This window comes from Prevotella sp. P3-122, assembly GCF_002251365.1.
Taxonomy (GTDB): domain Bacteria; phylum Bacteroidota; class Bacteroidia; order Bacteroidales; family Bacteroidaceae; genus Prevotella.
On record NZ_NPJH01000049.1, the window covers coordinates 1 to 22,277 of the forward strand.

A 22,277-nucleotide genomic window follows, 5' to 3' on the forward strand; every position below is an offset into this window, starting at 1 on the left:
AAAAAAAACGTGATAGCCACATATCCGTTGTTGAGTGCCCACTGGTCGGTGTCCTCGGCCAAGGGTTCGTCGTTGAGGTAGTTTCCAACCATCCAATAGTAGTCGTACCCCCTCGGGTGATGGTCGGCGACCACCTCGTTGACCCATCGTCCGAAAGTCATGCGGCAGACCTTTACTCCCTCGAACTCCTGCCTTGCCGGGAAGTTTACGTTCAGACAAACTCCACGTGGCAATCCTCCGTCGAGCACCTTGGCCACAATCGCCCTGACGTATGGTGCAAGCGGGGAGAGGTCAGCGTCATGATTGTAGTAGCAGCTTGAGAAGGCCACAGAGGGTATATACTTCATACATCCCTCCTTGGCAATGCCCATGGTTCCGCTATAATGGTTGTTTACGGTGGAATTGTCGCCGTGGTTTATGCCTCCTATGACCATGTCGGGCATCTTTCCGCCGAGTATTCTGTCGATGGCCAGCTTGACACAGTCGACGGGGGTGCCGTTGCACGCCCATATCTCCACGTTGTCTTGCCTGCTTATGGGCTTGAGCCTCAGAGGCAGCTCTGAGGAGAAGGCGCATGAATACCCGCTACGCGGGCCGTCGGGTGCGCATACAAGCAGCCGCACCCCTGTCGGGGCAAGCATGTCAACCAGAGCGTTGATGCCCGGCGCCATGTAGCCGTCATCGTTCGAAATCAATATTAATGGTATGTCTGTATTGCTCATCATATATTTTAAATTTTTCCTGCAAAAGTACGAAAAAAGGTTTAAATTACGTCTATCTCACATAAAATATGTAACTTTGCAAAATAATTTATGCATTAACATAGAATAAAAATGGCAAAGATAATTGCATTGGCAAACCAGAAAGGCGGTGTCGGCAAGACGACAACGTCGATAAACCTTGCAGCATCGCTCGCAACCCTTGAGAAGTCTGTTCTCGTTGTCGACGCGGACCCACAGGCCAACGCCTCCTCCGGACTGGGTGTCGACCTGGCAGAAGTAGACTGCTCGCTTTACGAGTGCATCATAGACCATGCCGACGTGAGGGACGCCATCTATACCACCGACATCAACGGCCTGGACATCATTCCGAGCCACATCGACCTTGTTGGCGCAGAGATAGAGATGCTGAACCTGGACAACAGGGAGAAGGTGATAAAGCAAGTGCTCGAACCAATACGCAACGACTACGACTACATCCTCATCGACTGCTCGCCCTCGCTGGGCCTTATCACCGTCAATGCCCTTACGGCTGCCGACTCCGTGATAATACCCGTGCAATGCGAGTACTTCGCCCTTGAGGGTATCAGCAAACTTCTGAACACCATCAAGATTATCAAGAGCAAGCTGAACCCACGGCTCGAGATAGAGGGCTTCCTGCTGACGATGTACGACAGCCGCCTTCGTCTGGCAAACCTTATCTACGACGAGGTGAAGCGACATTTCCAGGAGCTGGTCTTCAAGACCGTCATCCAGCGCAACGTGAAGCTCAGCGAGTGTCCGAGCCACGGCTTACCCGTAATCCTATACGACGCAGACTCCACAGGCAGCAAGAACCACCTGATGCTTGCAAAAGAAATCATTAACAAGAACAAATAAATGGCAGTACACAAGAAATACAACGCACTCGGCCGGGGACTCGATGCCCTCATCTCTACCGAGAACGTGCGCACCCAGGGCAGCTCGACAATCAACGAGATAGCCATTGACCAGATAGAGGCAAACCCCAACCAGCCACGACGGGAATTCGACGAGGAGTCGCTGCATGAGCTTGCCATAAGCATCAGGGAGATAGGCATCATCCAGCCCATAACGCTCAGGCAGGTTGCCGACAACCGTTTCCAGATTATCGCTGGCGAACGCCGCTGGCGCGCATCGCAGATGGCTGGTCTGAAAGCTATCCCTGCATACATCCGTACCATCAACGACGAGAACGTCATGGAGATGGCCCTCGTGGAGAACATCCAGCGCGAGGACCTGAATGCCATAGAGATTGCCCTTGCATACGAGCATCTGATTGAGAATACCGGCATGACTCAGGAGAAGGTCTCCGAGCGGGTAGGCAAGAGCCGCACTGCCATCACCAACTACCTTCGCCTGCTGAAGCTGCCCGCACAGATACAGATGGCTTTGCAGAAGCACGAGATAGACATGGGACACGCCCGCGCCCTACTGTCGCTCGACAGCCCGTCGATGCAGATAAAGCTCTACAAGGAGATACAGAAGAACAACTACTCTGTGAGGAAAGTAGAGGCTCTGGTGAACAGAATAAAGAACGGCGAGGACATAGAGAGCAGCAAGAAGAATGTAGATGCCGCCAACTCGCACTCGGCTGCCATGACCACCCTGAAGAACCAGCTTTCGACATTCTTCAACGCCAAGGTACAGCTGACATGCAACGCCCGCGGCAAGGGAAAAATCAGCATACCATTTGCTGACGAGACGGAGCTGGAGCGTATCATGAACATGTTCGACAAAATGAAAGGATAATCGCATAGTGGTCAACAGGCTTTCAGATTTTTTCCGCAAGAGCATCCCGGCAGCAGCCATTCTTGCCTGTCTCTCTTACCCCGCATACGCTCAGGAGGACAGCTCGGCAACCGTGGTTCCCGTAAAACCTCAGACGGAAAAGAATATAGCATATACAGATTCCGCATGGACAGCAGACTCGCTCGCCATGATGAGCGAGGAGGTCGAAGTACCGATAGAGCTGCTGCCCGACTCGCTGGTTCCTAAAAAGAGAGCCAAGCGTGACTGGGCAACATGGAAACCTAACGCCAAGAAGGCCATGTGGCTTGCCCTCGTCATCCCAGGCGCAGGACAGATATACAACCGCAAATACTGGAAATTGCCCATCATCTATGGAGGTTTTGTCGGTTGCGCCTACGCCATGCGATGGAACAACATGATGTACCGCGACTACTCGCAAGCCTATTTGGACATAATGGACGATGACCCTCAGACGCAGAGCTACAACCAGTTTCTGCATCTGGGCAACCAGATAACCCCCGAGAACACCCAGCGTTGGCAGGAGATATTCCGTAAGCGCAAGGACCGCTACCGCCGTTGGCGCGACATGAGTTTCTTCTGCATGTTGGGAGTGTATGCCCTGTCAGTAATCGACGCATATGTCGACGCCTCGCTGTCTGAGTTCGACATAAGTCCAGACCTGAGCCTCAGCGTGGCTCCGACAATATCGAGCCAGAAGACAGATCTTACGGGAAGCCGGCATACATCTGTGGGAGTCAGCTGCAGCCTGAACTTCTAAGAGACGGCACCGGAAACAACAAAAACAAACGCACCCAAAAACCAACACGTACCAAACAAAGGAATGATGAAGAGAACAATATTTGCAACAGCGGTCATGGCATTACTCATATCAGGCCATGCTTCTGCCCAGAACGACGAGACGGAAATCATAGTGACTGACAATAATGGCAATGAGGAGGAGATAGACCTCCCAGAGGCCATGACATATGAGCTGGACAGCCTGCTCAACCTCTACAACGCAAAGACATACCTTAGGCCTGCCGACGACTGCAACATGTCGGACGTTAATCCTGTCTATGACAAGGAGACCTACAAGGAACGTCTAAACAGACTGCCGACAGTCATAGAAATGCCCTACAATGACGTTGTACAGATGTTCATAGACAGATACACAGGCCGCCTACGCCGCTCTGTAAGCTACATGCTTGGCGCACAGAACTTCTACATGCCCATCTTCGAGCAGGCTCTTGAGACTTACGGCCTTCCTCTGGAACTGAAATACCTGCCCGTCATAGAGTCCGCCCTTAACCCAAAGGCCGTTTCGAGGGTTGGAGCCACGGGGCTCTGGCAGTTCATGCTCGCCACTGGCAAGCAATACGGACTTGAGGTAAACTCGCTCATCGACGAGCGTTGCGACCCCGTGAAAGCATCTTATGCCGCCGCCCACTATCTTAGCGACCTGTACAGGATATTCGGTGACTGGAACCTCGTCATCGCAGCCTACAACGCCGGACCAGACAACATAACAAAGGCCATACACAGGGCGAAAGGCGTGAAGGACTATTGGCACATATACCCATATCTGCCAAAAGAAACCCGAGGGTATGTTCCGGCATTCATAGCCGCTAACTACGTTATGAGCTACTATTGCGACCATAACATCTGCCCGATGGAGACCAAGTTGCCAGTAAAGACTGACACAATAATGGTAGACCGCGACGTGCGGTTCGAGCAGATTACCCACTTCCTCGACATTCCACAAGACCAACTGGCAACCCTAAATCCGCAATACAGACACAACATAGTAAATGGAGCCAATAAGCTGTCGTCGATAAGGCTTCCTGAAACAATGGTTACCACCTTCATCGACAATCAGGACTCCATCTATGCATACGTACCCGAAAACGTGACCAGCAAGCGTAGCGAGGTGGCTGTAAATACCATCGAGCCTGCCTCGTCAGGAAGCAAGAAAAGCTCGTCGAAGAGCCGCAAGAGACAGAGCAAGACCAAAGGTAAGAGCATTACCATCAGGCAGGGCGACACCCTAAGCGAGATAGCCGCACGCAACCATACGACCGTGGCAAAGCTTAAGAAACTTAACAAAATAAGCGGAACAAGCATCAGGGCTGGAAAGAAACTGAGGGTAAGATAGGAAAAAGACAAACTGGACAGACGACTGCAGGCCTATACCTTATTATATATATACTGACAAACAACGGAGGAAAAAGACATGGAAAACCAAGAGCTGACTAACAAGGAGCGTGAGATTGCTGACGACAAGCTTATAACTGGAGCCTTCGAGCAACTCCTTCAGATATATATCGACTCACCACACCGCAAGAAGGTGGACATCATCACCAAGGCTTTCAACTTCGCGAGGCAGGCACACAAGGGCGTAAGACGACTGTCGGGAGAACCGTACATCATGCACCCGATAGCAGTGGCACGTATAGCCTGCGAGGAGATGGGGTTGGGTTCCACGAGCATTAGTGCCGCCCTGCTGCACGATGTGGTCGAGGACACAGACTATACCGTAGAGGACATAGAGAACATATTCGGTTCAAAGATAGCCATGATTGTCGACGGACTGACAAAAATCAGTGGAGGCATTTTTGGCGACAAGGCATCAGCTCAGGCAGAGAATTTCAAGAAGCTGCTGCTCACCATGAGCGACGATATAAGGGTCATCCTGATAAAAATCTGCGACCGCCTGCACAACATGCGTACCCTGCAGTCGCAGGCTCCAAACAAGCAATACAAGATTGCAGGAGAGACGTTGTACATATACGCTCCGCTGGCCAACCGTCTTGGTCTGAACAAGATAAAGACAGAGCTTGAGGATCTGAGCTTCAGATACGAGCACCCCGACAAATACGAGGACATACGAAAGAAACTGTCTCTTTCTGAGGAGGAACGAAACAAGCTCTTTGCTGACTTTACGGCTCCCATACGCGAGTCACTTGACTCCATGGGCATACAATACGAGATTAAGGCCAGGGTAAAGAGCCCCTATTCCATCTGGAACAAGATGCAGAACAAGCATGTCACCTTCGACGAGATATATGACATTCTTGCCGTGCGCATAATCTTCACTCCACAGGTGCGGGCAAACGAGATTTACGAGTGCTTCAATATCTATGTCGCCCTGAGCAAAATCTACAAGAGCCACCCCGACCGCCTGCGCGACTGGCTAAACCATCCGAAAGCCAACGGCTATCAGGCCCTGCACGTGACGCTCATGTCGAAGCAGGGACGATGGATAGAGGTGCAAATCAGAAGCGACCGCATGAACGAGATTGCCGAACAGGGTTTCGCCGCCCACTGGAAATACAAGGAGGGCGACCAGCCTCATGAGGACGAGGGAGAGTTGAACGACTGGCTCCGCACTATCAAGGAAATTCTTGATGACCCACAGCCCGATGCGATGGACTTTCTCGATGCCATCAAGCTTAATCTCTTCGCAAGCGAGATTTTCGTCTTCACACCAAAGGGCGAGGTGAAGACCATGCCTGCCAACTGTACGGTCCTGGACTTCGCTTTCCAGATACACACGTTCCTTGGCAGTCATTGCATTGGTGCGAAAGTCAACCATAAGCTCGTACCCCTGAGCCACAAGCTCAAGAGCGGTGACCAGGTGGAGGTACTTACTTCGAAGTCGCAACATGTGCAGCCGTCATGGATCACATTCGCCTCTACGGCAAAGGCCAAGGCGAAGATCCAGGCCATACTGAGACGTGACAACCGCGAGTTACAGAAGAAAGGCGAGGACACCCTGAAGCAATGGCTTGAGAAGAACGAGACCGAACTGACAACATCGGTTGTCGAGAAATTGTGCGAGTTCCACGAGATACAGAAGGCCGAGGACTTCTTCCTGGCTCTTGGCGAGCGTACCATATTGTTGGGCGAGAAAGACCTAAACGAACTGCATGGCAAGAGCCAGAAGTCGGGCGCGGAAACGTCCGGATGGCGCAAGTTCGTGCCGTTCCTCGGGAAAGGCAAAAAGAAGGAGGAGAATCCACAGACCAAGAAACTCGTAGTAGGCAAGGACTTCAACAAGAAGAAGCCATGCATAATCTCTGAGAAGTCAATAGGCATGTACATCATCCCCACATGCTGCCACGCCATTCCTGGCGACGACATCCTGGGATATATCGACAACAAGAACCAGATAGAGCTTCACCAAAGGGCATGCCCCGTAGCCAACAGGCTCAAGTCGAGCTTTGGCAACCGTATTCTCGACGCAAAATGGGACATGCACAAAGTGCTCTTCTTTGATGCCACCATCCAGATAAGGGGAATCGACCGCAAGGGCATGCTCCACGATATATCCGATGTCATCACAGAGAAGCTTGATGTCAATATCCATCGTGTGACCATCAGCGCTGACGACGGCATATACGACGGAAAGATAGAAATACGAGTCCACGACCGTGCCGAGGTGCAGGAAATAGTAGATGCGCTAAAGCAGATAGAGGACATGCAGGAGGTTATACAAATCTAATAATACTAATCAACAACAGAACCATGCGCAACATACTTCTTCTAACAGCTCTGCTCCTGCTGCTGTCGTCATCAGCAGCACAGGCGGCCAGCAAGTACGATAATCCCGACACAATATTCGTGGCCCGCGACGGCACGGCAGAGTTCCGCAATGTCGCCGAAGCTATCGAGGTGTGCCGTGCCTTCATGGAATACCACAAGGTGATATTTGTCAAGAAGGGCATCTACAAGGAGAAGCTTATCATTCCCTCGTGGCTCGACAATATAGAGATATGTGGCGAGGACCGCGACCAGACGGTCATCACATACGACGACCACGCCAATATCCTCATGCCCGAGACAGGGAAACCCATGGGAACCTTCAGGACATACACCCTGAAGATTGATGGCAACGGCATAACGCTGAAGAACATCACCATCGAGAACAACGCCGCACGCCTTGGACAGGCCGTTGCCCTGCATACCACTGGCGACCGGCTGACTTTCGTCAACTGCCGCTTCCTGGGCAATCAGGATACCGTCTTCACAGGCAAGGCTGGCACGCGCCTGCTGTTCAGCGGCTGCTACATCGAGGGAACAACCGATTTTATCTTTGGTCCCTCCACGGCATGGTTTGAAGACTGCACCATCTGCTCCAAGGCTGACAGCTATATCACGGCAGCCTCAACGCCTTCCGACCAACAAATAGGCTACGTATTCAGCAACTGCAGGCTAACAGCAGCCGAAGGCATCACGAAGGTGTACCTTGGCCGTCCATGGCGTCCCTATGCCCACACGGTTTTCATGAATTGCCACTTGGGAAGCCACATACGTCCCGAGGGATGGGAAAACTGGCGCAATCCAGCCAACGAGAAAACGGCACGCTATGCGGAATATGGCAACAGCGGCGATGGAGCGAAGACTGAGCAAAGGGTCGGATGGAGCCGACAACTTACAAAGAAGGAAGCCTCTGAGTTGAATAAACAAAGAGGATTTTGAAGGAGGAACAGAAGCACAAGATAAAAAAGAGAAATCGAAACTTAGAGATATCAAGGTGTCAAGATGTCGAAGTGGATGCCTCAGGTAAGGGTGTCAATATGCTTTTTCAGGTCTTTCAGCTGGTCTCTGACAGAAATTAGAGTGTTGAGGATGTCGGCACTTCGGTCGGCTCCCTCCTTGTTGACGTTGAGCATCTTTCTTGCAGCAGCAATCTTGAAGCCCCTGACCTTGACCAGATTGTATATCACCTTCAGCTGCTCTATATCTTTCTCGGTATATTGTCTGATGCCTGTTCCGCGGGCAGTCTTCGGCTTAATCTGCGGAAACTCCGACTCCCAGAAACGCAGCGTGCTCTCGGCAACGCCAAGCATCTGGGCCACTTCCTTTATGGAATAATATATCTTGAGATTCTTGTCCTTGTTAAGTACCATGATAAGCTATTTCATAGATTTTGCGACAAAGATAGCAAATAATTTCCAATTAACAATCTACAATTATTAATTTATTAGTATCTTTGCAACGTTTTTGACGATAGGGGTCAACTATCGTGAAACAAGGAATCCAAAACAAAAACAAAAACGAATAACAACATACAGACATGATGACAGCTAACGAAGTACGCGAATCGTACAAGAAATTCTTTGAGACGAAAGGACACAAGATTGTACCTTCGGCACCAATGGTAATCAAGGACGACCCCACCCTGATGTTCACCAACGCCGGAATGAACCAATGGAAAGACATAATCCTCGGCACCAAGGATCCTGGTGCGGACGTACGCCGTGTAGACTCACAGAAGTGCCTGCGCGTAAGCGGAAAGCATAACGACCTTGAGGAGGTGGGACACGACACCTATCACCATACCATGTTCGAGATGCTTGGCAACTGGAGCTTCGGCGACTACTTCAAGGAAGGTGCCATCGACATGGCATGGGAATATCTTGTTGACGTGCTGCACCTTAACCCGGAAGACATGTACGTGACGGTCTTCGAGGGAAGCAAGGAAGAGGGACTGGAGCGCGACGACGAGGCCGCCCGCTTCTGGGCCAAGCATGTGCCTGCCGACCATATCATCAACGGCAACAAGCACGACAACTTCTGGGAGATGGGCGATACAGGTCCCTGCGGACCATGTTCGGAGATACACGTTGACTCACGCTCGGCTGAGGAGAAAGCCCTTGTGCCAGGACGCGAGCTCGTGAACAAGGACAATCCCCAGGTCATAGAGATATGGAACATCGTGTTCATGCAATACAACCGCAAGGCCGACGGCTCACTTGAGCGTCTGCCAATGCACGTCATCGATACGGGTATGGGCTTCGAGCGTCTCGTAAGGATGCTGCAGGGTAAGCAGTCGAACTATGATACTGACATCTTCCAGCCCATCATCCGCGAGATAGAGCGCCTGTCGGGCAAGAAGTATGGAGTAGACGAGAATACCGATGTGGCCATGCGCGTCATAGCCGACCACCTGCGCGCCGTAGCCTTCTCCATTGCCGACGGTCAGCTTCCTGGCAATGCCAAGGCAGGCTATGTCATCCGCCGCATTCTGCGCCGTGCCGTTCGCTACGCCTACACTTTCCTCTCACAGAAGGAGGCATTCATGTACAAGCTCATGCCAACACTCATACATGAAATGGGCGAGGCATATCCAGAGCTGCCAGGACAGCGCGAGCTCATAGGCCGTGTGATGAAGGAGGAGGAGGACTCGTTCCTGCGCACGCTCGACAAGGGCATCAGCATGCTCACCACAGCCATGGACAGCCTGAAGGCTGAGGGCAAGAGCGAGCTTGACGGTGTGCAGGCATTCCGTCTCTTCGACACCTACGGCTTCCCACTTGACCTCACAGAGCTGATATGCCGCGAGAACGGGCTAACCGTTGACGAGAAGCAGTTTGATGAGGAGATGCAGAAGCAGAAGGAACGCGCACGCAATGCTGCCGCCGTAGAGAACAGCGACTGGGTGGAGCTGCGACAGGGCGAGCAGCAGTTCGTGGGCTACGACTACACAGAATACGAATGTCACATACTGCGCTACCGCAAGGTGACCCAGAAGAAAAACTCGTTCTACGAGCTTGTGCTCGACGTTACACCATTCTATGGCGAGATGGGAGGACAGGTCGGCGACTGCGGAGTGCTGGTTAGCGAGAACGAGACCGTGAGCATCATCGACACCAAGCGTGAGAACAACCAGAGCATACATATTGTCAAGGAACTGCCCAAGCAGCCAGATGCCGACTTCATGGCATGTGTCGATACCGACAAGCGTGCCGCCAGCGCAGCCAACCATACGGCAACCCACCTTCTGGACTACGCCCTGAAGCAGGTTCTCGGTGACCATGTAGAGCAGAAAGGCTCGTACGTCAGCCCCGACACCCTGCGCTTCGACTTCTCTCATTTCCAGAAAGTCAGCGACGAGGAACTGCGTCAGGTTGAGCGCATGGTCAATGACCTGATACGACAGGACCTTCCGCTCGACGAGCATCGCGACACCCCGATGGAGGAAGCCAAGAAACTTGGTGCCATTGCCCTCTTTGGCGAGAAATACGGCGACAAGGTGAGAGTCGTGAGGTTCGGTCCGAGCTGCGAGTTCTGCGGTGGTATACATGCTACGTCGACAGGCCGCATCGGCATGTTCAAGATTGTCAGCGAGAGCAGCGTGGCGGCAGGCATCCGCCGTATCGAGGCAAAGACAGGCGAGGAGTGCGAGGAGATGATGTACGCTCTTGAGGACAGCATCAAGGCCATACGCTCGCTCTTCAACAATGCCAAGGACCTGCGTGGCGTCATAGAGAAATACATCGAGGAGCACGACGCTATGAAGAAGAACATAGAGCAGTTCCAGGCACAGGCCGTGGAGCGTGCCAAGGATAGCCTCATCGAGAAGGCCCGCACCATCAACGGCACCACCGTTATAACCTCCGTTCTGCCCATTTCGGCACAGAGCGCAAAGGACCTCGTATTCAAAATCCGGCAGGCTGTAGGCAGCAACCTGCTCTGCGTCATCGGAAGCGTTGATAACGGCAAGCCCATGCTCAGCGTGATGCTCAGCGATGACATGGTTGCCGACCACGGGCTGAATGCCGGACAAATGGTCCGTGAGGCTGCCAAGCTCATTCAGGGCGGTGGTGGCGGCCAGCCACACTATGCCACTGCAGGAGGCAAGAACGCCGACGGCCTCAGCGCTGCCGTAGACAAGGTTGTGGAACTGGCTAAGCTCTAAGATACAGAAGGAACAGACGCAAGAGCTATTATTACAGAACAACCGCAAGCGATATTATATATGCAAGCCCTCCCGTAACCCGACGGGAGGGCTTGCTGTTTTTTTGAACAGATATTGAGATTGGGGCTGTAACATATTTACCCAACCAGTATTGTTGGAAGTGCGGGCTGAAAGCCCAAAAGCACATAGCCCAGGGTAGAGCGTAGCGACACCCTGGGTATAAGAGGAATATAATCAATGCGCGCTGTAAGCGCAAAAGCGTTATCTGCCCTGCTGTTATCTACGCTTTTGCGCTTACAGCGCGACCATCAACTACGCGAAATAACCCAGGGTGTTACCCTGGGCTATGCGCTTTTGCGCTTTGCCTTTCCTTTCAGCCGGCGACCTTTGGTTCAGCGCGACAATTACCGACATGAACTTCAGAATTAGAATATTCAATTCTTGCACATCAAATTGGACACCCTATCTATTTTGCCATAACAATAAAAATTCAGGATTAAAACATAGGAATTAAAGGATATTTTGTATATTTGCAAAGTAAATACCCATATTTCCACATATGCGCTGCCTGAATTGCCAAAACGAATTCCAGGGCGACTACTGCCCCCATTGCGGACAAAGTGCCGCAACCAGACGCTTCACGATAAAGAATGCATTCTCCTCGACCCTCGAGGTCTGGGGCATGGGCAACCGTAGTCTGCCGCGCACGCTGTGGCACCTGTTCCGCCGTCCAGGCATCATGATAGGTGAGTATATCGACGGCAAGCGCATACCGTTCTTTCCTCCCGTGAAGATGCTGTTTGTACTCTGCGTGTTCTATGCCCTGCTGCAGCCTGTCATGGAGCGTCGCAAGGATCCCGTGCAGAAAGACATACAGACAGAGATAAACGCACACGGGCAAAAGACACAGGCCATTGGGAAGGATGCCAGCGAGGAAGAGAGGGAGAAATTGCGCATGGAGAACACTGCCCTGACGGTAGTTGGCTTCGTCAAGGACAGCATGGAATGGCTGCAAGCCCACAAGGCCGTACAGCTGCTCTGCCTGCACAGCTTCTTCATGGTCTTTGCCTGCTGGCTGTTCCGTAAGTCGCCCCTTCGTCCATGCACCAACCTCGCCGAGAACTTCTATGCCCAGGTGTACATGAGCTGCCAGCTTACGGCCATGTCCATACCCTACGCACTGATATTCGCCCCCAAAGGCTCTACATTCGACTTCTATCCTCTACCCTCCGAGCTGATGCTCATAGTACTCGTATGGGACTTCAAACAGCTCTTCGGCTTCGGATGGCGTACCACAATAAAGAAAACCATTCTACTAACAATACTGTCCATGACCGCCCTGTGCGCCATCGTGGGTATAATAGTGGCTGTAGCCACCCTGCTTGCGGGGACAACGGGCGAATGACACGGACATAAAAACAAAAAAAACATGACTATTAGAAACATTCTCTTAGGAGCCGTCATGGCAGCATCGACAAGCGCCATGGCACAGCAGTCGTGGACGGCCGACAACGGCAACGGAACGTTCACCAACCCACTGTTCTATGATGAGTTCTCTGACCCCGACATCCTGCGTGTGGGTGACGATTACTACCTTGCCGGTACTACCATGCACACCGTGCCTGGAGTAAATATCCTACATTCCAAAGACCTCGTCAACTGGGAGCAGGTTAGCTACTGCTTCGACCGTTTTGACTTCGATGACCCAGCCTTCTCACTAACCGGAGGTAAGGAAATCTACGGCCAGGGCGTGTGGGCACCATGCATACGCTACAACAACGGCAAGTTCTACGTCTTCACCAATGTCAACGGAAAGGGACTACAGGCATTCATAGCCGAGGACATCCGTGGCCCATGGAAGCACGTGCGCGTGAAGGGCAACATCTATGACCTGTCGGTACTCTTCGATGACGACGGCAAGATATACGCCATACACGGCTACGGAAGCGTGCGCTGCTGCGAGCTGAAGCCTGACCTGAGCGAGCCTGTACCGGGTACCGACCGCGAGATAATACCCGAGGGAACGGCAGTGGGAGAGGGACACCACATGTACAAGATAGACGGCATGTACTACCTTATCTCTACCGACTACAAGCCCAACGGACGTACCCTGTGCTCACGCTCGAAGAGCATCTGGGGACCATACGAGACCATCACCATAACAGCCGACGAGACCTACGGCTACCATGCCGCCCCAATGACGCAGGTAAGGGGACGCATCGTCGACAATGGAACCCCGATAGCTATCAGCCAGCCAGACCGCGGAGCCACAGCATGCTCTAACGCACACCAGGGAGGCATCGTCTCTACTCCTGACGGACAATGGTGGGCGCTGCTCATGCAGGACTTCCACTCCATAGGCCGTACCGTCGACCTGATGCCCGTGACATGGAAGGACGGATGGCCAATGATAGGACTGGAGGGCAACCTCGGACGAGCTCCGCGCACATGGCTCAAGCCGTCGACGGGAGCCGACGTGCAGCCGCATGCGCCATACAAGCGGAGCGATGACTTCAACGGACGTCAGCTGGAGCGTATATGGCAATGGAACCATAATCCCGATGAGAAGGCATGGAGCCTCAAGGGAGGCCGCCTACGCATAGACGCCATGCCGGCGACACAACTGCTGTGGGCACGCAACACACTCACACAAAGAGCCATCGGACCGGTGTCGCAGGTGAGCGTAGAACTGGACACCCGGCACATGAAGGACGGTGATGTGGCAGGACTGGGCAACATCAACATGCCATGCTCGTGGGCAGGAATAGTGAAGGAAGGCAACAAACTGAAGCTGAGATGGTTCCAGCAGCTCGACAACGACACCATTGACGTAGACTTCACGCCACGCAAGGACGGCAGGATATGGCTGATGCTCGACGGCGACTACGACAACGACCGGGCGCAGTACCGCTACTCGCTCGACGGAGAGACCTACGAACCGCTCGGCAACATGATGACCCTGAGCTACCAGCTCATCACATTCCAAGGCTCTCGCCCGTCTCTATTTGCCTTCAACCACAAGGGACAGCGTGGTGGCTACGCCCTCTTCGACAATTTCAACGTCGTAGAGCCAAAGGCTGACCGCTCTGCAAACATTCCTTACGGCAAGACCATACACATCGTGAACCTTGCCACAGGCAAGCCCGCCGAGGCCACACCACATGGTGTTCTCTACGACGCTCCTAAGGGTACCGACAACCCCCGCACACGGTTCCGCCTCATAGACAAGGGTGAGGGCAAGGTAATAGTGCAATGTGAGGATGGACGCTACCTGATGGTGGCAGGCTACGGTATAGCGGGCGATGTACGCATGACCGCTGACGAGCAGCAGGCCGAGGTGTTCATGTATCAGGACTATCTGGACAACCAGTTCATGCTCATGTCCTTCAGCCGCCACACATACCTGTGCAAGAGTCCGACCACTGGCAGTCCCTACTCAGCCGACTGCAAGGGTCCTGACCCAGCACGCATGAACGGCTCAGTATTCAAATGGGAAGAATAAAGGGAGAGAATTAACAGAACTCACCTAAAGGAAACGCATCCGTCAAATCCTCAGCAGGTATTGACGGATGCGTCGTTTTATTGTGCGCTTGTTCTTATTTCTTGTCGGTATAGTTCCAGCTGCTACCGTCGAAGCAATGGGTGCAGACCTTGCACTTAGGCATGCCAATAGCCTCGATGAGCGTCTCTATCTTGTTGAAGCGCAACGAGGACAGGCCGAGCCTGCGTGCCATCTCGTCGACCATCCGCTGGTATTCAGGTGAGTCAGTCTTTGCATATTTGTCGAGCTTCGCACTGTCGTCGCCCTCGAAATCACGGATAATCTGGCGCGAGAGCAACTCAAGGTCGCTCTTTGAAGAGGTGAAGCCTATGAATGGGCATCCGTAGACAAGCGGCGGGCATGATATGCGCGCATGTACCTCCTTGGCGCCATACTGGAAGAATGTTGCCACGTTGTCACGCAGCTGTGTGCCCCTGACAATGGAGTCGTCGCAGAACACCACCCGCTGGTCCTTGAGTATGGCATGGTTGGGTATCAGCTTCATCTTTGCCACCAGGTTGCGTCTGTTCTGGTTTCCCGGTGTGAAGCTTCTGGGCCATGTGGGCGTATACTTGAGCACAGCCCTCTTATATGGTATCTGGTGTCCCTCGGCATATCCCAGTGCTGTTCCCACTCCCGAGTCGGGGATACCGCATACCAGGTCGGCCTCGGTATCATCCTCTTGTCCCATCTGCTTTCCGCATCGCTCCCTGACATCCTCAACGTTGATGCCCTCGTAGTCGCTTGCGGGAAAGCCATAGTAAACCCACAGGAAAGAACAAATCTGCTCTTTATGGTATGGTTCCTTTAGTACCTCGATGCCCTCTGTGGTAATCCTTACAATCTCGCCAGGCCCGAGGTCCCTTACGCGCTTGTAACCCAGATTGGGAAAGCTCGACGTCTCGCTCGAGAATGCGTATCCCTCTCCATCCTCACGCTCTCCTATGACTATAGGTGTACGTCCGAGCATGTCGCGTGCGGCAATGATGCCGTTCTCTGTAAGGATGAGCATCGAGCATGAGCCGCTGATGCGCTCGTAGACCTTTGTGATGCCGTCTACGAAATCCTCGCCCATGTTGATTGTCAAGGCCACCAACTCTGTCTGGTTGATGTTGTTTGCCGACATCTCGCTCAGATGCATCCTCTTGGCCAGCAGCTCGTCGGCTATGTCCCTGAGGTTGTTGATTTTCGCAACCGTGACCACGGCGTACCTTCCCAGATGCGAGTTGACAATTATCGGCTGCGGGTCGGTATCGGAGATTACTCCCAGTCCGGCGTTGCCGATAAAGCTGTCAAGCTCGTCCTCGAACTTCGACCGGAAATAGTTTCTCTCCAAGCTGTGAATAGACCTTGAGAATCCTCGCTCGGTGTCGAATGTCACCATTCCCGCGCGCTTGGTTCCCAGATGCGAGTTGTAGTCTGTGCCGTAAAACAGGTCGTTTACGCAACTCTTCTTGGTAATAGTGCCGAAAAAGCCTCCCATGTGTGTATGTTGAATGAATGTTATACGCTATTCTGTCAGCGATGACCAATAGTGTCCTGATGCAACTAACCATCGCTTGTAACGTAGCTTGCGGGTGCAAAAGTACAAAAAAGAAATGGAATATGAGCATGGTTGGGCGAAAATCTCGTCACGAAAGTTTTGCGGAACATCATGGTCTCAATCGTATATATTATTGTAAAAGGGCTGCAAGCCATACTTACAATCCACCAACAGGCATCATACAACACAACTGTAAAATAACAAAATAATCATGAAACGACTATTCTTACAAATTGCATCGTTCCTCGCCATAAGCACCGCGGCATCAGCGGCCGACAGCACCATGGTGAGGTTTGACTTCGCCTCGACTGCCGACCAGTCGGGAACCTACGAGACCACCCTCCAGCAGGGAGCGCAAATAATCGAGTATGCGGGACGAAACGTGCTGAGCCTCGGCAACAACGACGGCTACCTCGACTTCGGCACCAAGTTGGGCGAGCTGATAGGAAGCCTCGGAAAGTTCACCATAACAATGAACGTCTACATACCCGAGACTACCGACATCTCGGGCAACGGTAACTTCATCTGGTGCTTCGCCAACTCATCGTCAACCGGCTACATGTTCTTCAACGCCAAGGAGTCACGCTACGCCATCACCCAAACCAGCTATTCGGCCGAGCAGGGGTTCAGCATGGCCAAACCATTCGAGAAAGGACGATGGATGAACTTAGCGGTTGTACTGAGACAGAGGAGCACAGGCCAGTACTACTGCCAGATATTCCTCGACGGAAGCCTCAAGACGGCAAGCTCCATCAATTCGTCATTCGCCCTGTCACCAAAGGACATCGGCAATACCGTCATGAACTATCTTGGCAAGAGCTGCTACAACGGCGACGCATACCTCAAGGGCGCAATGTATGACGATGTGCGCATATACAACTACGACATAAGCGCAAGACAAATCCTGGACAGCATACGCAACGGAAACGCGGCAACCATACAAGCCCTCAACAGATATGCCGACTCCATCTCCATAGCTGAGAAGATAAAGGAGGCAAAGATAGACCTGGCCACTGAGAACCTGATAGCCGACATCGAGCTGCCCGATACATACGGCGACTTTGCCGACATAATATGGACAACATCCAACGCTAACGTCATAACAGACGAAGGACACATCACTCGCCCGGCATACGGAAAACCAGCTGCTACGGCAACCCTTACCGCAACCATCACGTCGAAGGCCACTGACTACCTGCCCGCAGGAGCCATCACGGAGACACGCACGTTCCAGGTAAGCGTGCTGCCCGACTTCTCCGATGCGGAGACCATAGCCTACGACCTCGAGCACCTTGTCATCGGCGGACACCCCAACAACCTCTACGACCAGCTCGTACTGCCTACCGTGGGCACACTCGGATCTGTCATAAAATGGACATCGTCAGACACGGAATGGCTCTCTAACACAGGCAAAGTCATCAGACAGCCGGAGGGACAGAAGAAGCAGGTAACCCTGACGGCAACCTTGCTCAGGGGTGAGGAACGTGTCACCAAGGAATTTCCCGTGACCATACACGAACGAGAGCCATACACCCACTATCTGTTTGTTTACTTCCCGTCAAACAGTAACGAGAACCTATACTACGCCATCTCGCAGGACGGCTACAACTACACACCACTCAACAACGGACAGCCATTCTTCACAGCCGAAGGCAATACCGTAATGGGAGGACTCCGCGACCCGCACATCCTGCGCGGAGAGGACGGGAAGTTCTACATGGCCGTTACGGACATGAAGTCGGCACTCGGATGGTCGAGCAACCGCGGACTCGTGCTTATGAAGTCTGACGACCTCATCAACTGGACATGCCACACCGTACACTTCCCGACAAAATACGCGGGCACCAATTTCGCCAACGTTACACGAGTATGGGCACCAGAGACTATCTACGACCACCAGGCAGGCAAGTACATGGTATACTTCTCGCTGCTCACCAACGACGGGACGATAGCCTACGACAAGGACTTCTATTGCTATGCCAACGACGACTTCTCCGACCTTGAGGGCATGCCTACATACCTCTATGACCGAGGCTCGGCAACCATCGACATGGATATCGTCTACAACGAGAGCGACTCGCTCTATCACGGCTTCTTCAAGAACGAGAGCCTCGGAGGTATATGCAAGGTGACGGCACGCACGCTGACAGCACCAGAGGGACAGCCGCTCGGATCGCAATGGTCCGCACCATCGCCAACCCTGCAGCAGACCAACGTGGCCGTTGAGGGTGCAGGAGTGTTCAAGTTCATCAATCAGGACAAGTGGTGTCTGATGTACGACTGCTACACAAGCGGTTATTACCAGTTCTGCTCATCGGACGACCTTACCAACTTCAACTGGGAGAAGAACACTACCACCTCAGGAGCATTCACCCCGCGCCACGGTACTGTGCTCCCCATCACAGCCGAAGAGGCCAAGGCGCTGCTCGAGGCTCTTCCCGTTGACGGGCTGACACCAACCATAACAGGAGCTGCCAATCCAAGCGTCAAGCAGGAGAACTTCTCCGTCAAATCCGACGGCACGATATTCATCCCGGTTGAGCGCGGAGCCGACGTCACAAGCCTCGACCCCATGTTCGTACCCTCGCCAGGTGCCATCATAACGCCACAGGGACCACAGGACTTCAGCAAGGGGCCGGTAGAGTATGCAGCCACTATGGGACATCAGACCAAGACCTACAGCGTGACCGTGGAGGAAAACGGAAACCCCATCATACCCGGATTTCATGCCGACCCCGAAGTACTGCTGTCACAGAAGACAGGCCGCTTCTACGTATACCCGACATCCGACGGATATAGCGGATGGGGAGGCTATACGTTCGACGTGTTCTCGTCACCCGACCTCGTACACTTCACCAACGAGGGCACTATCCTCAACCTCTCGGCAGGAGGCGACGCACCATGGGCAAGCGGCAACGCATGGGCACCATGTATAGAGGAGAAATGGATGGACGGCAAGTGGAAATACTATTTCTTCTTCAGCGCACACAACCCCACGCTGAACAAGAAAACTCTTGGCGTAGCAGTGGCAGAGAACCCCACAGGACCTTTCAAGGCATCAGCCAAACCGCTCTTCACCACCACGTCGGGCGGACAGATGATTGACTCCGACGTCTTCACCGACCCCGTGAGCGGACAGACATACCTATATTATGGCAACGGGCAACTTCACTACCGCCTGCTCTCCGACGACATGCTCTCTGTAGGTGCTACGGAATATACCATTACCCCAGAGGGAGGCACACTCAATGACTATGCCTTCCGCGAGGGAGTGTACGTGTTCTACCGCAACGGAAAGTACTATTTCCTCTGGAGCGTCGACGACACCGGCTCGCCAAATTATCACGTGGCCTACGGAACAAGCACCTCGCCAACTGGCCCCATCAGCGTGGCACAGCAGCCAATAGTAATAGCACAGGACCCTGACAACCAAATCTACGGCACAGCACACAACTCCATCGTCAACATCCCCGGTTCCGACGAGTGGTATATCGTTTACCACCGTATCAACAAGAAATACCTCAGCAACGGCCCCGGCTACCACCGCGAGGTCTGCGCCGACAAGCTCACGTTCAACGCCGACGGCACTATAGCACGCATTACCCCAACACGACGGGGTATAGACCCAGTGGACACATCGGAGCTTATCGACAGCACTACGTCCGTGAGAGGGATAACCGCACACGACGGCAAAGTGGCAAGAGTGAGATATTTCACACCAACGGGAGCGTCTGTCAACGGCAGCCAGCCCAAGACACCCGGCCTGTATATCCGACAGGAGATTATGGAAGACGGTAAGGCACGCAGCATGAAAATGCTCATGAAATAAACAACACTGAGCCTGGGGCAAGTAGGCGCACACGCACTTAGCCTCAGGCTCTGTTCATAAAGGTTAATCTCTGTTAACAGAAAACAAATAACACCTGCCCGCACTCGTTATTCCGAATAAAATGCTTAATTTTGCAGCCGCAAAAAAGGTTCCGTAGCTCAGTTGGATTAGAGCAACAGCCTTCTAAGCTGTGGGTCTTGGGTTCGAACCCCAACGGAATCACGTTGCTTTATCATAAATTGAAAAGGACTTCCTTTCCGGAGGTCCTTTTTTTGATGTCTGCATATTCACAAATATGTATAAAATGTTTTATTATCTTTGAAATCTTTTCGTAACACGAAATTATATTTGTACCTTTGCTATTGAAGTTTAGGCATTACGCCATATTATTTATCAAACTAAAAATACTTATAAACATTATGAAAAGACTATCTGTTTTATTATTTTGCCTGTTCGCCATGCTGGTGAACATTGCCTGTGCCGACAACAATAAGGTGATACAGGTGTCACAACTACCTAAGGATGCACAGAGTTTCATTACCACGAATCTCAGCTCGGCAAAGGTTGCGCTCGTGACATCAGAGACAGAAGGTGTGTCGAAATCATACAAAGTGATATTCGACAACGGCAACAGCGTCACCTTCAACAGCAAGGGACAATGGACTGACGTAGACTGCGAGGGCTCTGAGGTTCCCGTAGCTGTCGTACCCGCACAAATCATGAAATACGTAAAGGCCACCTATCCCAGCTGCCGTATTGAGGAAATAGAAAAAGACCGCAGGGGTTACGAGGTTAAACTTTCAAATAAGCTTGAACTCACGTTCGACAAGAAACTCAATATTGTGGATATAGACAAGTAATACAGAGCCTCACCCCTCTACAATTGAGAAAGGGGTGAGGCTATTTTTTCACAACTTCCCCTGTTCTCCGAGATAGCTGTCCTTAAAACCAAGGAAATAGAGGACGCCATCGAGTCCTATTGTGTTGATGCTCTGCTTAGCGTTGGCAACCACACGCGGCTTGGCATGGAAGGCAATGCCGAGTCCGGCCTCTCCGAGCATCTTCAGGTCGTTGGCGCCATCGCCCACGGCAATAGTCTGTGCGAGATGCACCCTTTCCACCTGTGCAATGAGCCTGAGCAGTTCCGCCTTTCTGTTGCCGTCGACAATCTCGCCTATGTATCGTCCCGTGAGCTTGCCGTCGTCTCCCACCTCCAATTCGTTGGCATACACATAGTCTATGCCGTACTTGCGTTGCAGGAACTCGCCAAAATAGGTAAATCCTCCGCTGAGTATAGCAATCTTATACCCGTATCTCTTCAGAACGGACATCAGCCTGTCCACACCCTCCGTGATAGGCATGGTGTTGGCGATATCCTCCATGACACTTGCGTCAAGTCCCTTCAGCAAAGCCACCCTGCGTGTGAAGCTCTCCTTGAAGTCTATCTCGCCCCGCATGGCGCTCTCCGTAATAGCCCTTACCTCAGCACCCACTCCGGCCCTTTCGGCAAGCTCGTCGATACATTCTGTCTGTATGAGCGTGGAATCCATATCGAAGCATATCAGTCGGCGCATGCGGCGGTACATGTCGTCTTTCTGGAACGAGAAGTCTATCTCCATCTCCGATGATATGTGCATAAGCTCCTTCTGCATAGCCTCGCGGTCCTCGGGTGTTCCTCGTAGCGAGAACTCTATACAGGCCCGCAGATTGCGCTCGGGGTGCATGATGCTCATACGTCCGGTGAGGCGGCGTATGGAGTCAATGTTCAGTCCCTGACGTGCAATAACCTTTGCCGCGGCCTCAATCTGCCGTGCTGACAGCGTCCGCCCGATAAGCGTAAGGATGTAGCGGTTCTTTCCCTGCAGGCTTACCCAGTTCTCGTATTCCTCATCGGGAACGGGCGAGAAGCCGATGTTGACACCCAGCTCCGTAGCCTTGAAGAGCAGTTCCTTCATGACCTGTCCTGATGCCTGCTCACTGATGCGGATAAGTATGCCGAGCGAGAGCGTGGAGTGGATGTCGGCCTGTCCGATGTCCAGTATCTTGGCATCCTTGCGCGCAAGTATCTCCATAACTGAGGCTGTAAGACCGGGACGGTCCTTGCCAGTAATTCTGATTAGTATCTGTTCCTCTTTATTGGTGTTGTTGTCCATGGGTGATGATTTTTTTGCAAA

15 protein-coding genes and 1 tRNA gene are annotated in these 22,277 nt (G+C 52.6%); 12 read left to right on the forward strand and 4 right to left on the reverse strand.

The window, feature by feature from the left end:
• Positions 1 to 722, reverse strand: a 722-nt coding sequence (surE, locus tag CIL02_RS08920) for a 5'/3'-nucleotidase SurE (RefSeq protein ID WP_141210187.1), incomplete at its 3' end; no start/stop codon positions are given.
• Between the two features lie 111 nt (positions 723 to 833).
• Between surE and CIL02_RS08925 the strand changes: the two genes are divergently transcribed.
• The 6 genes from CIL02_RS08925 (at position 834) to CIL02_RS08950 (ending at position 7,967) form a co-directional block, all read left to right on the forward strand.
• Positions 834 to 1,598, forward strand: coding sequence for a ParA family protein (locus tag CIL02_RS08925; protein WP_094401037.1), 765 nt, complete (start codon positions 834 to 836; stop codon positions 1,596 to 1,598).
• A complete protein-coding gene (locus CIL02_RS08930) occupies positions 1,599 to 2,489 on the forward strand; it encodes a ParB/RepB/Spo0J family partition protein (RefSeq protein WP_094401039.1) in 891 nt (296 codons plus the stop codon).
• 7 nt (positions 2,490 to 2,496) lie between these two features.
• Positions 2,497 to 3,267 (forward strand): DUF5683 domain-containing protein, encoded by a 771-nt coding sequence (locus CIL02_RS08935; protein WP_094401041.1) that lies wholly within the window; start codon positions 2,497 to 2,499, stop codon positions 3,265 to 3,267.
• Positions 3,268 to 3,333: 66 nt separating this feature from the next.
• Positions 3,334 to 4,641: a lytic transglycosylase domain-containing protein gene (locus tag CIL02_RS08940; RefSeq protein ID WP_094401139.1), complete on the forward strand. Its 1,308-nt coding sequence runs from the start codon at positions 3,334 to 3,336 to the stop codon at positions 4,639 to 4,641.
• Positions 4,642 to 4,719: 78 nt separating this feature from the next.
• Positions 4,720 to 6,990, forward strand: a complete 2,271-nt coding sequence (locus tag CIL02_RS08945; RefSeq protein WP_094401043.1) for a bifunctional (p)ppGpp synthetase/guanosine-3',5'-bis(diphosphate) 3'-pyrophosphohydrolase — start codon at positions 4,720 to 4,722, stop codon at positions 6,988 to 6,990.
• A gap of 23 nt (positions 6,991 to 7,013) precedes the next feature.
• Complete coding sequence (locus tag CIL02_RS08950; protein WP_094401045.1) at positions 7,014 to 7,967, forward strand: pectinesterase family protein; 954 nt, start codon at positions 7,014 to 7,016, stop codon at positions 7,965 to 7,967.
• 80 nt (positions 7,968 to 8,047) lie between these two features.
• Here the strand turns inward: CIL02_RS08950 and CIL02_RS08955 are convergent, their stop codons facing one another.
• Complete coding sequence (locus CIL02_RS08955; protein ID WP_094401047.1) at positions 8,048 to 8,398, reverse strand: MerR family transcriptional regulator; 351 nt, start codon at positions 8,396 to 8,398, stop codon at positions 8,048 to 8,050.
• Positions 8,399 to 8,565: 167 nt separating this feature from the next.
• On the opposite strand from CIL02_RS08955, the gene alaS reads away from it, so the two are divergent.
• The 3 genes from alaS (at position 8,566) to CIL02_RS08970 (ending at position 14,692) form a co-directional block, all read left to right on the forward strand.
• Positions 8,566 to 11,190, forward strand: coding sequence for an alanine--tRNA ligase (alaS, locus tag CIL02_RS08960; protein WP_094401049.1), 2,625 nt, complete (start codon positions 8,566 to 8,568; stop codon positions 11,188 to 11,190).
• Between the two features lie 559 nt (positions 11,191 to 11,749).
• Complete coding sequence (locus CIL02_RS08965) at positions 11,750 to 12,595, forward strand: DUF3667 domain-containing protein (protein ID WP_094401051.1); 846 nt, start codon at positions 11,750 to 11,752, stop codon at positions 12,593 to 12,595.
• 24 nt (positions 12,596 to 12,619) lie between these two features.
• Positions 12,620 to 14,692 (forward strand): glycoside hydrolase 43 family protein, encoded by a 2,073-nt coding sequence (locus CIL02_RS08970; protein WP_094401053.1) that lies wholly within the window; start codon positions 12,620 to 12,622, stop codon positions 14,690 to 14,692.
• A 94-nt stretch (positions 14,693 to 14,786) separates the two neighbouring features.
• Here the strand turns inward: CIL02_RS08970 and CIL02_RS08975 are convergent, their stop codons facing one another.
• Positions 14,787 to 16,214 (reverse strand): amidophosphoribosyltransferase, encoded by a 1,428-nt coding sequence (locus CIL02_RS08975; RefSeq protein ID WP_094401055.1) that lies wholly within the window; start codon positions 16,212 to 16,214, stop codon positions 14,787 to 14,789.
• Between the two features lie 271 nt (positions 16,215 to 16,485).
• On the opposite strand from CIL02_RS08975, the gene CIL02_RS08980 reads away from it, so the two are divergent.
• From CIL02_RS08980 to CIL02_RS08990, 3 genes are all read left to right on the forward strand, one after another.
• Positions 16,486 to 20,103, forward strand: coding sequence for a family 43 glycosylhydrolase (locus tag CIL02_RS08980; protein ID WP_094401057.1), 3,618 nt, complete (start codon positions 16,486 to 16,488; stop codon positions 20,101 to 20,103).
• 147 nt (positions 20,104 to 20,250) lie between these two features.
• Positions 20,251 to 20,325: transfer RNA gene (locus CIL02_RS08985), tRNA-Arg, on the forward strand.
• Between the two features lie 197 nt (positions 20,326 to 20,522).
• On the forward strand, positions 20,523 to 20,963 hold the full coding sequence (locus CIL02_RS08990) for a PepSY-like domain-containing protein (RefSeq protein WP_094401059.1): 441 nt from the start codon (positions 20,523 to 20,525) through the stop codon (positions 20,961 to 20,963).
• A 48-nt stretch (positions 20,964 to 21,011) separates the two neighbouring features.
• Here the strand turns inward: CIL02_RS08990 and serB are convergent, their stop codons facing one another.
• A complete protein-coding gene (gene serB, locus CIL02_RS08995; RefSeq protein WP_094401061.1) occupies positions 21,012 to 22,256 on the reverse strand; it encodes a phosphoserine phosphatase SerB in 1,245 nt (414 codons plus the stop codon).
• Positions 22,257 to 22,277: the final 21 nt, after the last annotated feature.